Origin of the sequence: Mucilaginibacter terrae, from assembly GCF_031951985.1 — a bacterium.
In the GTDB taxonomy this organism is placed as follows: Bacteria; Bacteroidota; Bacteroidia; order Sphingobacteriales; family Sphingobacteriaceae; genus Mucilaginibacter; species Mucilaginibacter terrae_A.
The window spans coordinates 1,770,578-1,787,144 of record NZ_JAVLVU010000001.1 but is presented as its reverse complement, the minus strand read 5'-3'; the positions used below and the strand labels follow the sequence as shown (position 1 = coordinate 1,787,144).

15 protein-coding genes are annotated in these 16,567 nt (G+C 44.4%); 8 read left to right on the top strand and 7 right to left on the bottom strand.

Annotation, left to right across the window (positions count from 1 at the left end; translation table 11 throughout):
- Nucleotides 1-63 precede the first annotated feature (63 nt).
- Nucleotides 64-480, top strand: a complete 417-nt coding sequence (locus QE417_RS07140; protein WP_311948768.1) for a winged helix-turn-helix transcriptional regulator — start codon at nt 64-66, stop codon at nt 478-480.
- 46 nt (nt 481-526) lie between these two features.
- Here QE417_RS07140 and QE417_RS07135 read toward each other — a convergent pair whose 3' ends face one another.
- The gene (locus QE417_RS07135; RefSeq protein ID WP_311948766.1) at nt 527-1,096 is read right to left on the bottom strand and encodes a LysR substrate-binding domain-containing protein; all 570 of its coding nucleotides are present in this window, start codon (nt 1,094-1,096) and stop codon (nt 527-529) included.
- Between the two features lie 133 nt (nt 1,097-1,229).
- Here QE417_RS07135 and QE417_RS07130 point away from each other — a divergent pair, with 133 nt between their 5' ends.
- The 6 genes from QE417_RS07130 (at nt 1,230) to QE417_RS07105 (ending at nt 5,546) form a co-directional block, all read left to right on the top strand.
- Nucleotides 1,230-1,937 (top strand): hypothetical protein, encoded by a 708-nt coding sequence (locus QE417_RS07130; protein WP_311948764.1) that lies wholly within the window; start codon nt 1,230-1,232, stop codon nt 1,935-1,937.
- Nucleotides 1,938-1,961: 24 nt separating this feature from the next.
- Nucleotides 1,962-2,552 (top strand): class I SAM-dependent methyltransferase, encoded by a 591-nt coding sequence (locus QE417_RS07125; RefSeq protein ID WP_311948762.1) that lies wholly within the window; start codon nt 1,962-1,964, stop codon nt 2,550-2,552.
- Nucleotides 2,549-3,052 carry a hypothetical protein gene (locus tag QE417_RS07120; protein ID WP_311948761.1) on the top strand — a complete coding sequence of 168 codons (504 nt, stop codon included), beginning with the start codon at nt 2,549-2,551 and terminating at the stop codon, nt 3,050-3,052. The genes QE417_RS07125 and QE417_RS07120 overlap by 4 nt, the downstream gene beginning before the upstream one ends.
- A gap of 7 nt (nt 3,053-3,059) precedes the next feature.
- Nucleotides 3,060-3,416, top strand: coding sequence for a diacylglycerol kinase family protein (locus QE417_RS07115; protein ID WP_311948760.1), 357 nt, complete (start codon nt 3,060-3,062; stop codon nt 3,414-3,416).
- A 773-nt stretch (nt 3,417-4,189) separates the two neighbouring features.
- Nucleotides 4,190-5,164: an NADP-dependent oxidoreductase gene (locus QE417_RS07110; RefSeq protein ID WP_311948758.1), complete on the top strand. Its 975-nt coding sequence runs from the start codon at nt 4,190-4,192 to the stop codon at nt 5,162-5,164.
- A gap of 10 nt (nt 5,165-5,174) precedes the next feature.
- Nucleotides 5,175-5,546 (top strand): hypothetical protein, encoded by a 372-nt coding sequence (locus tag QE417_RS07105; protein ID WP_311948755.1) that lies wholly within the window; start codon nt 5,175-5,177, stop codon nt 5,544-5,546.
- 172 nt (nt 5,547-5,718) lie between these two features.
- On the opposite strand, the gene QE417_RS07100 is transcribed toward QE417_RS07105, so the two are convergent.
- Nucleotides 5,719-6,843 carry an adenylate/guanylate cyclase domain-containing protein gene (locus QE417_RS07100; protein ID WP_311948753.1) on the bottom strand — a complete coding sequence of 375 codons (1,125 nt, stop codon included), beginning with the start codon at nt 6,841-6,843 and terminating at the stop codon, nt 5,719-5,721.
- A 143-nt stretch (nt 6,844-6,986) separates the two neighbouring features.
- Nucleotides 6,987-7,505 carry a winged helix-turn-helix transcriptional regulator gene (locus QE417_RS07095; protein ID WP_311948751.1) on the bottom strand — a complete coding sequence of 173 codons (519 nt, stop codon included), beginning with the start codon at nt 7,503-7,505 and terminating at the stop codon, nt 6,987-6,989.
- Between QE417_RS07095 and QE417_RS07090 the strand changes: the two genes are divergently transcribed.
- Nucleotides 7,497-8,609 (top strand): alkene reductase, encoded by a 1,113-nt coding sequence (locus QE417_RS07090; RefSeq protein ID WP_311948750.1) that lies wholly within the window; start codon nt 7,497-7,499, stop codon nt 8,607-8,609. The two genes, QE417_RS07095 and QE417_RS07090, sit on opposite strands and share 9 nt — an antisense overlap.
- 73 nt (nt 8,610-8,682) lie before the next feature.
- Here QE417_RS07090 and QE417_RS07085 read toward each other — a convergent pair whose 3' ends face one another.
- The 4 genes from QE417_RS07085 to QE417_RS07070 form a co-directional block, all read right to left on the bottom strand.
- Entirely contained in the window at nt 8,683-9,273 is a 591-nt protein-coding gene (locus QE417_RS07085; RefSeq protein WP_311948748.1) for a c-type cytochrome, read from the bottom strand.
- Nucleotides 9,274-9,604: 331 nt separating this feature from the next.
- A complete protein-coding gene (locus QE417_RS07080; protein ID WP_311948746.1) occupies nt 9,605-12,748 on the bottom strand; it encodes a GH92 family glycosyl hydrolase in 3,144 nt (1,047 codons plus the stop codon).
- Between the two features lie 127 nt (nt 12,749-12,875).
- Nucleotides 12,876-13,694, bottom strand: coding sequence for an AraC family transcriptional regulator (locus QE417_RS07075; protein ID WP_311948744.1), 819 nt, complete (start codon nt 13,692-13,694; stop codon nt 12,876-12,878).
- 292 nt (nt 13,695-13,986) lie between these two features.
- Nucleotides 13,987-16,518, bottom strand: coding sequence for a zinc-dependent metalloprotease (locus QE417_RS07070; protein WP_311948743.1), 2,532 nt, complete (start codon nt 16,516-16,518; stop codon nt 13,987-13,989).
- Nucleotides 16,519-16,567 lie beyond the last annotated feature (49 nt).

Here is a 16,567-nt window from a genome sequence, read left to right as displayed (position 1 = left end):
CAAGTAAACAAAGGTAAATCAATTAACTTGCACTTTGCAAGCATTATTTAACATTTTAATGTCATGAAAGAAATTCAGCATAGATCAGATTGCCCTGTATCGTTTTCTTTGGATTATATAGGCGACAAATGGGTATTATTAATCTTAAGGGATCTGATATTTACCAACAAAACCAGTTACGGTGATTTTCTGACTTCTGATGAAAAGATCGCTACCAATATCCTTGCAGACCGGCTTAAGCTGTTAGAAGCAAACGGATTCATAAAATCTGAAGTATCAGCAGAAAAGAAGAATAAGTTTATCTATAGTCTCACAGAGAAAGGTATTGATCTTATCCCGGCAATTGTTGAACTGATGATCTGGGGATCAAAATACAATCCTCCAGGCGCGGAGCAGGTGCTCAAAAAAATAAAAACCGACAAGGAAGGCACTATCAAAGAATTAAAAGACAAACTTTTACAGCGCCTTAAGAAAGAATAACACGAGTGGTAAGATTACATCCGGTAAACAGGCTTAATCTTTTCAGCTATTGCTGAAGTTTGGCAGCAAACCTGACAAATAACTCCGACAGTTGGCCAGGCTGGCCATGGATGTTTATGAGATAGAAAGCTCGTTCAATGGAAACGCCTTTAATATCAATGACCTTAAATTCGTTAGCTTTTAACTCCTTCAGAACGGCATGTACAGAAAGAAAAGCAAGGCAATTGCTTTCGGTGAGATACGATTTAATGCTTTCAGTATTACCCAGCTTCATTTCGACCTGAAGGTCTGAAAGCTTAAGGTTGTGTTGTTTTAACGCAAGCTTTACAACATCCAGGGATCCCGAACCTTGTTCGCGCAATAAAAGCGGGAAGTTTTTTAACTCATCAGGCTTGATAACATCTTTTCTGATCGTGGTATTGGACGTGGCAGTTACCAGCACCATCTCATCTCTTAAAAACTCCTGGTAACTGATCTGGGGGTTACGGTTGATGCCTTCTATGATACCCAGATCGATCTCCTTATTTAACAAAGCTTCCTCTACCTGTTCTGTATTACCTGTAATTAAGCTGACTTTGACATTCTTAAACCTTACTAATCGTGAAAAATATTTCAAAAATAACTTGTGCTTAACGAAAAAATTCATCGTTCAGCTATGTCAGACTGCCCCGTAAAATGATACGGACTATTTAATATAGTTTGAAATGTCAATCTGTTTTATAACTTTGTAATGCAAAGTACTTTTAAATATGAATTTAGCTGTAAAATTAGAAGCCCTGCACTATAGGGCCAGAGCCAACAGATGGATGCGCTATTTCACAACATTTACCCGATTGGCGCTTGCTGCGGGGTTTTTACCCGCAGGATATGTAAAGATCATCGGGGAGCGCTTTACCGATCTGCATAATAATCAACCAATGGGCCACTACCTCGAAGCGCTGCACCATACGGGTTATTATTACACTTTTATTGGCTATGCACAAGTACTGGCCGCCATGTTATTGCTCATTCCACGTACCGTCGTACTTGGTACATTGCTCTATTTGCCCATCATCCTGAATATTTGTACCCTTTCGTTCGCGGTTAGGTTTGAAGGCTCCTTACTTACGGCGCCCTTAATGGTTATTGCCTGCGTATACCTGCTCTGCTGGCATTACGAAAGGATTAAATATATTTTCCCGTTCAATAACCCTCCGTTCATTCAGCCGGCGCAGAATAACCGCTTTCCAAAACTATTCCTCGCCGTGGTTATCGCTACCTTTTTGGCCGTTGGCTTCACCGTTACGCACTTATACAAACTTATGCCACGCAATACGCAGGTTGATTGCGAAACACAGTGCGACGATAGCGAGATCCCGGAAGCGTGTAAGGTATTCTGCGAATCGATACACAAAAACGGGCAGGATTTGGATAAGAGTTTAGACGATTACGAACGCGCTCTAAAACAAAAAAAATAGGATGCAACTCGCCGCTTTAATAAGATGAATAGAAAAACCGCTGCCTTTTACAATTACTTTTCCTTCCTGTATCCTATTGTAGATGTATTTCTGAAACCTCAAAAAACCATACTGTTTAAAGAAGTTAATGCTATGCCTAATGGCAAGTTGCTGGAGATTGGCGTGGGGAACGGGGTACACTTTAAGCACTATAAAAAACATGAAATTACAGGTATTGACACCTCCGCAACGATGCTGAAGATCGCCCGCAAAAACAGGTTCGGTAATGTTAGTCTTTTAGAAATGAGCGGCGAAGCGATTCAGTTCAGTGACGAGGAATTTGATTACATCGTACTATCGCATGTTATTGCAGTTGTAGATAACCCGCAGCTGCTATTAACAGAAGCTTACCGCGTATTGAAACCCGGCGGGCAAATATTTATCCTCAATCATTTTACAACGGATAATTGGCTTAGGTACGTTGACCACAGCCTCCGACAGATCGCTAAGCTTCTTCATTTTAAATCGATCTTCCGCATAGAGGATATACCGGCAATAGAAAAATTCGAATTAAGAAAGCAGATCAACCTGGGTGTCGCATCGTATTTTAAACTGCTTATTTACCAAAAACCATGAGAAAGCAATATGCTTTAATAACTACAGCGCTGCTTATAAGCCTGTTTATCTATTTGTTTTACCGAACAGAAAAGACCTTGGTGAACCAGCTTTTGGTTTGGCTGATTTCGGTTGAGGCGTATACACACATAAAAGCGGTTGTTGTAAACACGCTGCCTTTAAATAATGTAGTGGTATATTCATTACCCGAAGGTTTATGGATATTTTGCATTACACTAACTTCTAAAACCTACCACTTTATAATATTCGGCAGGCGCTTCAACTGCCTTTATATGCCATTACTGTTTTGCCTTTCGTTAGAGATATTGCAAATGACCCATGTAACTAATGGCCGTTTTGATTGGATGGACATTGGCATGTCGATTTTGTTTTGGCTGCCTGGCTGTTACGGTTTCAACCCGAAAGAGGAAAAGCAGCATATATTTACTTCGTTAAACTCAAAGACGCTGGTCTGTTTTATCAGTTACGGCATCGTTTACTTAGCACACGTTTTTAAATAGAAGCGGCATGAATATCATTAAAAAACATTTGGCGGGCTACCGGTATTCCGTTAACGGGATTTGGTTGGCGTTTCGTAACGAACCCAACATGATCTTCCACTTTGTTGCCGCTATTGCGGTGATTCTGACAAACAGCCTGCTTAACGTCGATCGCACGGCATGGCTCATCACGCTTATGCTGATTGGCTTAGCCTGGATGGCAGAACTTTTCAATACGGCCATCGAAAAGCTGGCCGACCGCGTAACTAAGGAACAGGATTCGCTTATCGGGCAGGTAAAGGATATTGCTTCAGGCGCCGTGCTGATCATTTGCTTGTTTGCCGTGATATGCGCCACGATCATTTATATTCCATACATCTTCTAAGTAGTAATCGCTATTTCGCTGATTACGAAGCATGATAACAGGCTTAGTAATGCTCAATGCAACTTGTATTGCAGATTGGCAATCCGGGCAGGATATACGGTGGCTATTAGCGCAGTGCTGACCTATTCTGCTCTTCGTGAATATCCCATTTTCTTAAGCCTTGCAAGTTAGTATCGCAATATTGCGATTGCTGACTTTATGATATTCCTGAGGTCCATGCTATAATAGATCCTTATCAGCGCGCTGTAGTGATTTACTATTTCAGCAATTAAATTTAAATTCAATAAAATTGAACCTGGTGAAGGTAGTAAAGCTTATCGCGTATATGGAGTCGTTGATCAATAGCTGCACTATTAGATCTTATTCCCAGCTTAAGGGCTTGTCGTTACTTTTACGCCTACCTTATTAATGCGTTTTATACCACACATGCGCATCTTGAAGTGACCGGTTAACGGCCTTAATTTTTGTGCGCAACCTGCTCCGGAAGCAAGATGGTCATTCCTATATTGATCGACATCTTTTTCGTTTGCTCTTTTTTGGGATTGAAAAATTTATTCAGAACCTTCCGCTGCCTAGTACGCTGCTGTATGAGCCTACCTAGCCAAAACCACCGCAGGGAGCATATACAATGATGCGCTCTTCGAGTGCAATGTTCATCATTTCCGCTTGAAGTCTTAGACTTCTGATTGACTATTTAAACAAAGTAAAGTTGACGTTTTAAACAAAACGCCCCCGCTTAATCCCATCTACATTTGTTTCATAATAATTACATAATGAGAGCAATAGTTTTAAAAGAGATCGGGGGACCCGAGAATCTGGTATTGGCAGATGTGCCTGTGCCGCAAATAAAAGACAATGAAGTATTGGTACAAGTAAAGGCTATTAGTATTAATCCTGTAGATGCCTTTGTAAGAAGGACCAAAGAGGCCCTGAACTGGGTGTATTCCTACAAAGGAACAGAAGAGCATATTATCTTAGGTTGGGATGTTGCCGGTATTGTTACAGAAGCAGGTCGGGCCGTTACTAAGTTTAAAAAGGGCGATGAAGTTTTCGGCAATTTCAAATTTGTTGGCCAGGCAAACGCTTATGCGGAATATGTAGCAGCGCCCGAAACCGAAATGGTAATGAAGCCTGCCAACGTCAGCTTTAAGGAAGCTGCCGGTGCAACTATGTCCGCATTGACCGCTTGGGTTTCGATCGTAAACGTAGGGGAAATCAAAAAGGGTGATAAGGTCATCATTCATGGCGCATCCGGAGGCGTAGGACACTTCGCGGTACAGTTCGCCAAACATTTTGGAGCTTATGTGATTGGCGTTGCTTCGGGCCAAAATCGTGAGTTTGTATTGAGTTTAGGTGCTGACGAATTTATCGACTACCAAACACAGCGATTCGAAGACTTGGTAAAGGATGCAGACCTTGTTCATGATACGGTATGGAGTGATGATGATAAACATCTTGAACGGTCACTCCGATCGTTAAAGCCGGGAGGAACGTTGTTAAGCCTCGTAATATATCCCGACCCCGTCTTTGTTGAGCAAGCAAGGGCAGAAAAGGAAGTGGCTGTTTTGCGCGTGAACGTTAGCCCGAACCCGACCTACGAGCAGGACCTTGAATCCATTGGCCGCTTGCTATCCTCTGGCGAGGTCAGGACCCATATTTCGCATACCTTCCCATTAGAAGACATGCCTAAAGCCCACGCGATCATTCAAACAAAAAACGCCGTTGGCAAAATTATCGTAACCCCTTAATCAATTTAAAATGTCAAATCAATCGATAGTGCGACTAAATGCCGCCGCGACGGTCAATCCAAACGACTGGGAAGTCTTCAAACAAATGGTTCTTGAAACCAGAGAAATTGTTGCAAACGAAGGGCCGGAGAAAGTACTTACGCATGAATGCTACTATGACCCGGAAACATTTCAATGCTTAATAGTGGAAGCTTATGTTAATGAATCGGCATTTTTAGCGCACTTGGAACTGATCAAACCGCTTTCCGAAAAATATAAGGTAGACTGGAAAATCGATCGTCTGGAATTACTTGGGGCATATTCATCCCATTTTATGAAAGGCATGAAGCAGGGTGTGGAGGCAGGAAGATTCTTCTCTTACGGTCAAGCAGTGAGCAAATAAAAACAAAAAACCACACCCGCCGGCGGGTGTGGTTTTTGTTGAGAGCAACCCTACTCTTTCCCTCCAACCGGATAGCGTAATACAGCAAGCTCAATAAATTGCAGATAGCCTTTAATTCTGACATTAAAGGCCAGCGTTGATCGCAAGGTTACCCGGTATAAAAAATCAATGTTTACGAGCGCCGTTCAATACTGAGTATTGCTATATCAGTTAGTTTTCCCTTCAGTTGAATTGATCCCATAAACTCGGTAATTAGCTGGTTCTGTTGGCCTATTTTCTCCAGGAGAACGGACGAAATAAGCAGATCTTTAGCGAATTTATTGCAGACACTTTGTATTCTTGCGGTCGTATTGATCGTGTCTCCATGATAGGCGATGTCCCGCTTAACATCGCCGATCTCAACCGCCGTAACTAGCCCCATATGCAAACCGGCCTTGAACTTAGGAAAAAAACCATAATTGCTATGGTAGTAATCGTAACGGTTTTTGAACAGGTCTTTGCAGGCAAAGAAAAATTCAACGCACGCGCGATAGGATATCATCTTGTCAACTTTCCAACTCAGAACCATTTCATCGCCGACATATTGATAGACTTCCGCATTATAAGTAGTCAGCAGCTGGTTAATATCGTGGAAGCTATCCCTGATGAAGGAACTATACTTTAAATGACCCAGCACCTCAGCAATCGTCGTTGAGGATTTCAGGTCCATAAACATAAAGATCCTATTCTCTTCTACCGGCTCACGGTACTTTCCAAACAACATCGGTAAAATGATACCTGGTCCGTACTTCTTGTTGACCTGATTTATAAAGCTGATCAACAGCGTTAATACTGAATAGAATATGATGAACTGGTAGAAGATGAACCTCCAGGGTTTGTGGTTTTCAAGAACGGTATGACCTGGGATCATCGACGGAATATTGAAATCAACCGGTGTCGCTGACAACAGGCCAAGAATGATCAGGCTCACGAACAGCGATAAAACTGCTTTAAGCAAAATGATCTTGCCCAATGGCATCCTTCTGAGATAATATTTCTCCAGATAGAACTCTGTCGTGCCAAGAATCATCCCATAAAATATGCCCTGAAAAATAGCAGCTACTAAGGTGTGTGATATTTCACCTTTAATTGGAACACCATACACCTCTTCTATGAACTTTGAATGAAAATGAAGAATGGTGCCAATGAAGATATTAGCCGCCGTCCAAAAGGAGACCTGCGTACCGACGTAACTATAAAACGGAAATCGAAAGGCGAAACGGCGGGCGAATGATGAATAATCGAATCTGTTGATCATGGGAGATTAGTATTTTACCAATGTTCTATGATACATTGATACAAAGGCAATCAACCCTAAATATAGCCATAAATGGACAGAATTAGTTGATGAAATCTTCAATTCAAGCCGACATCAATCATTGATTTTCCAGCTGTAGATAATTAATGTTCTTCCGTCTCAGCAGCATTCCGATTGATGATAACTGCCTCAATAACTGCCCTGTTTCGGTTTCCCCAGTCATCCATCGATTTCAGTATGGGTAGTAGTGATTCACCAATATCTGTAAGAAAGTACTCCACTTTTGGCGGCAACTGGTGGTAAATCTGTTTGGTGATGACCCTGAACTCTTCCAGTTCTTTCAGCTGAAGATTCAAAACCCGCTTAGTTGAGTGTGGGATCGCTCTTTGCAGATCGCTTGGCCGCTTGATTCCCAAAGAAATAGCAAGGAGTAAATTAGGTTTCCATTTACCACCTAAAATCTCTTTGGTCATGGTGAGACCACACTCCAGTGGTAAGGGGATCTTCTTTTCATACATGAGCGATAGATTTTGAGATACAAAAATAGGTATAGGAACAATTCCATACCACAGGGGAAAATATTTTCCCCAAAGGATTGCATTGTCCCTTATTGCAGGCTGTTCTGTTTCCTTTGAGATTTGCCCTAAAAAGAAATGGAACATAATCATTTATTCACGGGATACAATTTAGGGAGCGTCCAACTGGCGAACAGGATTGTAATGGCTTCGATGACCCGCGCGCGAGCAACAAACGAGGCCATGGCACCTACGCCGCTACATGCCGAGTATTATGGACAACGGGCAAGTGCAGGGCTAATATTGACGGAAAGCGTTTGGGTTAGTCAACAGGCCGTTGGGTATCTTAATATACCTGGGATTTATACTGCCGGACAGGTCGAGGGCTGGAAGCAAGTGACCGAAAGGGTACATGACAGCGGCGGCAAGATCTTTGTACAGCTTGTGCATTCCGGCGCTGTATCGCATCCCTATTACCTTAACGGTGATTTGCCATTTGGCCCTTCCGCGGTCAACCCAATGGAAAATGTTTATATTCCAACAGGGTTTACCCCGACACTTAAACCCAGGGCCTATACGATCGATGCGATTAAAGCTACAGTCGGCCAATTCAGACAGGCCGCGCTAAATGCCAAACAAGCGGGTTTTGATGGTATTGAGTTGCACGCGCAACTTTTTACATTGATACCGCAGTTCTTAAGCGCTGCGACCAATATTCGAACCGATGAATATGGAGGAAGCGTAGCGAACAGGTGCCGCATTTTATTCGAGATACTGGACGCCCTTAACGAAGTATTCCCACCAAACACAGTTGGTATAAAATTCACACCCGCAGCTTTTAATCATGGTATCATTGGGCCGGATGATGATACCGTTGACACATTCGAGTTTATACTTCAAAAACTTACCAACTATGGTCTGGCATTTATTGAACTTGTGGGGCCACGGGTTTCACTTGAAAACACAGCGGTTTCGGCTTGGCACGAAAACTTCTACGGGTGGTTTCGCAGCAAGTATACCGGAACGATAATGGCGAATCTTGGATTAAACGCAGACAGTGCCGAGATAATGATCGAACAGGGAAAATGCGACCTCGTATCTTTCGCTACGGACTTTATTGCCAATCCAGACCTGGTCGAGCGGATCAGAAACCATTGGCCATTGTCTGCCCCTGATACCAATACGTTTTATTCAGGAGGGGCAAATGGGTTTGCAGATTATCCGGCCTATAGTGTCAACCCGGCCACCTGATGTGACTGCAAAACCAAAAGCCGCAAATTAGAGCGGCTTTTGGTTTGTATCATAGCACTGCTCAATTGCTTATTTATGATGAGCGTTTTGCTGGGCGGTATGGAGGCACAATGTTTTTGACTGCCGGAATGGACTTTAAGTAAGCAAATATCGCTTTGATATCACCATCGTTCATGTGGGTGTAGTTCTGCCACGGCATCGGCGGCATAAGCGTGCGACTCCCGTCCAAACCCTTAAATTTACCATGAGTAAGCGCATTTTTAAATTGAGCTTCTGTCCAATTACCAATTCCGGTATCATCAGGGGTTAAATTGGCTGCAAAGGATGTACCCCATGGACCTGCCGCCGCAGTCAAGTCCCCACTCATCACCACAAGTCCCTTTTTCAAAACATCCTCCGGGAATTTTGGTAAGGGACGGATATCCGGGTAGCCTGACAGCATCCTGTTGGTAATAATCTCCGGGCCGTTCGGCCCGAGGCTCTTTGGAGAGTGGCAGTCGTTGCACCCGATCGTAGTAACCAGATATTTGCCCCGGTCCACAAGGCTGTTCTTCTGCAAAACTGCGACACCTGACTTGTTGCCCTTTGCAGGTTCACCGCAGGAGAATAGGAGGGTTGCAGGTACGATCAAAGCAACTATGGACAAATAAAAGACTTTTTTCATAAGGATTTTAAGCGTTGTTCAACTTCGTGTTAGCAGACCAAAACTAGCGGCTAGGTAACTACTAAAACATCCCCTTATTTGTCTATTTAATAGCCAGATCTGTGCTGATATTCCATTTGCGAAGGTATCTAAATATGTCCTGAATGTCATTTCGATCAATCCTTAGCCTTTTGGAACGTTAATCGGAACTATTTATAATCGCCGGTCGTGCTTTTTAGCCATATAAAACTTCCATTCCTAGGCACGGTCTAAGGGCGCATTTTCAGGACGTCATCAAGCCTAAGTTGGTTTATGATGCAGTTGTCTGATAACGAAAATCTAAACCTTAAAATTAATCACGTTTCGGCAAAGCACCCACCCCCCAATTCGTATTTGGTTTATCACCCATGGTTAACACCAGTTCGCCGCCTTTCAATAATTCCTGTGCCGGGAACCAGAAGTTATTCAATAGCTTGCCGTTCAGCACCGCCTGCTGCACATATTTATTGGTTCTCGATGCGTTTTTGGCTACAATGGTAAAGCTTTTTCCGCGACCATATTGCCTGCCCAGACCAATAGTTATTTTTGAGAAAATAGGGCTGCCAATTTCATATATGGGTTGCGTATGGGTGCCTCCATCGGTCTGGAAAAGTCCTATTGCATTCATTATAAACCAGGCGCTCATTTGTCCCTGGTCTTCATCACCCAGGTAAGCGTTTGACGCGCCGTAACCATAAAATCGATCGACAATGGTGCGGCTCCAGCGCTGGGTTAGCCATGGTTTTTTCATCCAGTTAAACAGAAATGCGAAATGCATAGACTGCTGGTTGCCCTGTATAACCGGGTAATCCCAATACTGGTCGCCGGGGGCGTTGAAGCGTAGTTTATCACTCTCTGTAAATCCCCACGACAGGCGTTCGGTAAACTTGTCAACCCCAATTGTATTGGCCAGTGCCGGTACATCCTGCGGTACAAAATAAGTTAGCTGCCAGGCATTACCCTCAACATAATGCTCGTTAGCGCCCGATTTGAACGGATCGAACCCCGGCATCCAGCTACCGTCTGATTTTTTCAAACGTGCATACCCTGTTTCTTTATCAATAACATTGCGCCAGTAGTTGCCGCGTTCTTTAAACTGTTCAAACTCTTTCTGTTTGCCCAGTGCCTTAGCAAATTGCGATACCGTCCAGTCGTCAAAACTGTATTCCAAACTGTTTGAAAAGCGTCCCTTATCATAGGGCACATATTTATGTTCAAGGTAGGTTACCAGGTCGTCGTTACCGGCATGGCCCGCTTTGCCAACGCGTTGTGCCGGTGTTGTTTGCATTTTATAGGCGGCGGCAAATGCTTTTTCGGCATCAAAATCGCGTATGCCCATCTGGTAGGCCCCAACAATTAATGGTATCTCATGCTCGGCAACCATTACCGGGATGTAATTCATACCCGCCGGGCCTTTGGCCAGCCAGCCGTCGGCATCATACATGGCCAGTTGTGATTTTACCCATTTTGACGACCATTCGGGCGTAACCATGTTCCAAAACTGGTTCAGGTTCCAAAAGGTATTCCAAAAAGCATCGCAACCCAAAGCAACTGAAGTTTTATCGGTAAACTGCTGCACTTTTTTCGATGCGTCAACCCAGCGGCCGTCAATATCGCTCCAGGTATTACGACTGGCGAGCGCACGGTACATGTTGGTGTAAAAGCGCATCTTTTCACGGTAATCGTTAGTGTTTACCTGTAAACGGGCAAACAGCTTGTTCCAGGCATCGCGATGGGCATTATGTACTTTGTCGAAACTCCAGCCGAAGGGAACGGTTACTTCTTCGTTCAAATTTTTAGCGGCGTTTTCAATGCTTACTAAGGATATTCCGGTGCGTACCTGCACTACAGTGCCTTTGCTTTCATCAAATTCCACAAAAGCGCCGGCAAACTTCGGGCTTGCTATGGCATCAATACTTTTTTCGGAGATATCATCATTTACCCAAGTGCCGAACTGTTTAATAGGACGGTTAAACTCCATCACAAAGTGCACAGTGTATTCCTGGTTTATGCCCGACCAGACATCCTTGCTAAATTGCTCGCTGTAGCCTTCTAAACGGTTGTCGGCAGTTTGTTTAAGGGAGACATTTTTCAGCTGATAATCGTATTCAGCCGGCACTTTCAAATCCACCATTACGCGCTGCTGAATACCTTTGGGATAAGTATATCGCTGAAAGCTGCACCTGGTAGTGGCAGTTAATTCGGCTTTAATATTATGATCAGTTAATAAAACCGAATAATAGCCAACGGGTGCTTTTTCGGTTGATTTATCAATTTTAGAACGGTAGCCATCACCCTTGTCGCTTTCATCGCCAATACGGGTTTTTAAAGTCCCGCTGGTAGGGAAGGTGCCCAGCGCGGCCATTGTCCACTCGTGTATATGGCTGAAGGTGCCAATACTCTCATGTATCGGGTCGTACCCGGCCGACCAGCCCGAATTCTGGTTGTCCGGACTGATCTTTACCATACTAAAGGGCATCCACGGCCCCGGCGCTATCATCCAACGCGAATGGCCTGTTCCCATAGTGGTGTTGGCATAATCGGCATAAGTAAACAAGGCCTTCGGCGAACGTTGTACGCTTCCGGTTTGTATCACCACCCCGTTTTTAAGTATCTCATATTTGCTTGTTTTTGCGCTGCTAACAGCAGGCATAAGTACTTCGAACTGGTAACGTGCCGAATCAAGTTGTTGCGCAAATAGCTGTTTGCCATCAAGCTTGACCGTAAGTTTGGGTTTGCCTGTAAGGTGCTGCACATCAACAAGCAGCGGTTGGTAGCGTTTGCCGTTATTAACCATTTCATAGGCAGCCACTTTTACTTCGCGCACAAAAAAATCCTTTGGTTTGATGAGTTTTACACCAACGGGGCCTTGCAGCCTTACCTGGTCAAACATCAACCACGAACCATCAAGCGTGGTCAGCTGAATTTCGTTGCCGCCTTTTTTTAGCAGGCTATCGGTAAAAGGTATAGCATAGGTGAATGTAACGTACCCGGTGGTATCACCTTCTATGGCCTTATCATTGTAGCGTTTAGGCAAACGATATTTATATGATCTTCCGTTGATAAGCACCTTCAGCAAAGGCGGAAACTTGCTGTGTATCCCTGCAAAAGAAATCTCAAAACTATATTTGCCCTTAACAGGCGCATTTTCTAACCCGAAAAGTATGTTAAGTGAGTTAGACCGTACGCCCGATGTTGGTCCTGTTCCGCCCCAGCCATCTTTAGGGCCGGGCAGGGCATAGGGCCAGTCGGTAGCCGGGTTTGAATAGCCTATCAGGAAATACCTGTCTTCCCAACCAAAATCATGATCCAGAAAATGAGCGTATTTATTGGGTGCCAGGGCCAGACCGGCACTGCTATCATCAGCTTCGCCAATTTTCCAAACGGTATTTTGCGCTTGCGCAATTGAAAATACAAGGCTCAGCATGGCGGAAACTAAAAAAGGAAGATATTTCATAGCAGATCGTTGTGATGGTTAGCTAAAGGACCAAAATTTGAACATTGTGAAGTTAGGTCGACGACCTAAATTTCCTTGTCTATCGGGGCTGCGGGGAATGGCTCAATATTGCTGTCATGATAAATGTTTATACCGCGTGTCTCCCTGGCAATTCGGTCGGGGCGTAACCAAAATGCTTTTTAAATGCATAAGAAAAATGGGAAAGGTTTTCAAAGCCGGTTTCCAGATACACGTCAACAGCTTTCCTGTGCTTTTCCGCGATCTGATAATGGGCTAATTCCAGCCGCTTCCGGGTAAGCCATTTTTGAGGCGTGATCCGGAAAGATTTCTTGAAATCACGGCTGAAAGTGGATAAACTGCGTCCTGTCAGATAGCCGAATTTCTCCATTGGCATATTGAACATGTAATGCTTGTTCATAAACTCCGCCAGATTGATTTTTCCAGGTTCTGAAAAGTCAGCCAAAAGGTTATCTGTGCCAGGGTCGATAAAGCGAAGGATAGCGATGGCTTCCTCTACTTTAAGCGACGACACACTCTCCGGAAGTTTTTGCTCCAGGTCAAAATAAGGCATCAATGAGGCAAAAAAGCTTTCCAGCAGCGGGTGGCCGTCAAATATCCTCACCTGATGATTGGCAGCAGCACAGAATACGGGCTTGTGCTTGGCGTAGAATGTTTTCAGGCGCTCCAATGTCAAACCAAGCACCACAGCTTTATATGGCTCGCCATCTTTGGGTTGCTTGATCACTGCCGATAGCTGGTTGCGGGGGAAAAGAAGCGTACTTCCCGGGCCGAAGATGTAAGACCGGTCTGCCTGAACCACCTTCATTTCGCCGGAAATGATGCGTACAAAGGAATGAAATTCCAGGATGATCTCATCTTTAAAGAACTTGTCCTCAACGACGGTCCAGATCATCTGCGCAAACGGAAAGGGTTTTTGAATTGCCATTTTTTAATTCTCAATATATAGCCGGTACAGGTATTGAACGCAAATTGATTACTAAGTTAGACATTTGTGAGTCGCTTTGCTTTGTTTAAATGGTCAATTTTGCTTTGTTCTTTCTGTCACTTTAACAAGCGAACGTAGAAGGATAATTGACTGAATAGTATCTTCCAATCTTTGGTACGCCGAAAACGTTTCTGACCAACGCTCCGGATCCTTCGACCGTCGAATGATTTTTTCGCCATTAAAAACGCCGGCCTTTCGGCACGGCGTCTTATCGATCACTAACTATTAACCATTACTTACCGGAGGGCTTCAAGGCATTCTCCAGACGCCCGGCAATATCTGCCAGGTGATATTTCGTCATTCGGTCAGGCGAACGCCCGATCGCTGTTTTTGTAACTGATGCAAGTTTTTTCAAATGCGCTTTGAGTAGCGAAGATACATCGGTATCATCACCGGTATTCTTGCTGACGTATAATGTGAGCAGCTGAACGTAGGCCTTTTGCAGGTCCCGCCTGTAAACCGTTATGCTTTTGCGGGCAGGAATTTCCGCAAATATTCCGTTACCCAGGTCAGTCAGCAGCGCATCGACCGTATAAGCCTGGCCGGGGAAATTCTTTTCCTCACTGTTGAGCAAGGACAGTCTTTGAGGGTTCAACAGGACGGCTAAAATTTGTTCCTGCACTTTAGTGACCATGCTAAAGTCACATTTGGACACACTATAAAGTTTCCCGTCTATCAGCCAGTCCGGGGTTTTAAAAAGTTGCTCATTCAAAAATTGCATCGCCCGCTTTTGTATGGCTTTTGGAACGACGGTGAAGGCGGGTCCAGGCTGGTCTGCCGTAACAGGGGTTGTGTAAATACCGCCTATGTTCTTTAAAACATGCCCCATGTAACGCTGAAACTGCGAGATTAGCTCCTTATACATTAAGGAAGCCCTGTCATAGTTCTCTGCGGGTTTGCGCATCCACTCGACAAGATGAGGTTTGATGCGTTTCAAATTCTTTATACCGTAGGAACCCGCCAGCATGGCATCGTCACCCAGGTCTTCCGTTTGATCCCTGGGGTCGAAATTCTGTGAATAGGACAGGTCGTTGGTCAGCGGATCAACCTGGCTGCCGTAGAAATATTGCTTTCCGGATTTTAATTTGTCAACGACCAAATCATTGAGGATCTTATGCTCCTCAGTAGCATTGGAAATATCAGGAAAATATTTGTATCCCCATTCTATAGCCCACTTGTCGTAATCACCGATGCGCGGGTAAATGCCTTTTTCACTGATTTGATCTTCCGGCTGGGCAACATAATTGAAGCGGGCATAATCCATGATCGATGGCGTATGTCCATGCGCTTCTACCCATGCTTTATTACGGAGGTTCGCAACCGGAACGGTTGAAGAAGCGCCGAAGTTGTGCATGAGACCCAAAGTATGACCAACCTCATGCGAGGAAACGAATCTCACCAGTTCCCCCATTAAATGTTCGTCAAGGTCCGGTCTCCTTACCCGTGGATCAATGGCACCTGCCTGTATTGTATACCAGCTTTGCAGCAAGGTCATCACGCTATGATGCCAGTTGATATGCGTTTCCAAAATTTCGCCGCTTCGTGGATCTTTAATGCTGGGGCCCATCGCATTGAACACGGCAGAGGGTTTGTAAACCAAAACCGAATGACGGGCATCATCGATGCTCCAGGTCGAGTCATTCAGCGGCGCGTCTTTTGCGATAATGGCGTTTTTGAAACCTGCTTTTTCAAAGGCCACCTGCCAATCTTCAATACCTTGCTTTAGGTAGGGAACCCATTTTTTAGGGGTTAAGGGATCGATGTAAATGACGATCGGCTTTTGTGGTTCGACCAGTTCGCCCTTACGATACCGGTCCAGGTCTGCAGGCTTAGGCTCTAACCTCCATCGCCATATGAATGCCTTTGTAGAGACACCATACATATTCGCATCAAAATCGTCATAGACGTTCGAGAAAAACCCGACACGGGGATCTGCCACCCTGGGCCGCATGGGATTTTTCGGTAACAGGATGACAGAGCTATTCAATTGGAAGGTTACGGGTTTACCGGGTATTTGGCCAGTCGGCTTGAGGTTAAATGTTTTGACGGTTTTGATCTCGATGTTGTCCGGAAAGGCCTTTATATCTTCAATGAAAGAACGATCTGCAATGAGACTGCCCAGGAAGCTTTTTGGAAGTGGGTCATTGATGCTAAAGATGGCATTGTCGCCATTAATAAAATCGGTAACCTCAATGATGCTGCTATGGCGTTCAAAGTTAAACGCTTTGATGGCGAACGTTCCCTGTATGGATTGAACATTACTTTTGACCAGCAATTTGCCCAGACCATTTTCAGTGGTATCCAAAGCCCTTTCCTTGAAGAGAATTGATTTGATCGCCAGTTTCTCGCCCGGAATTTTTTCTATCTGGATGACAGATTCACCCATTTGATCTCCCGCAAAGCTTGATAATCCGAAGGGCAGACGAAACCCGGCCGGAGCCTGATCCTGCCGGTTTACGATAAGTATGTCCCTTTTTAACAAGGTGTCTGGGATCTCTAAAAAATACTTATCGGCTACCAGGTGCACTTTAAAAAATCCGTGCATTGTCTTCGCCGTCGCCGGAATAACATCTTTGAAAGGTTTTGGAGAAACCGGTTTTGCCGTGGCAACGGCTGTTGCCAGGCTTTTTTCTTTGATCGAGTCCTTCGGCATGGTAGTACTGCCAGCTTTCGAAGGTGCTTTTTGCGCAAATGCCTGACCTATGTTCAGCAGGAGCACAGCGCAAATGAATGCCGTATATATCTTAAGGGCTTTATGAGTCATGATCATATCTTGATGTAGTTGCGTTATGGCAGTGAATTCCCAGCCCCAA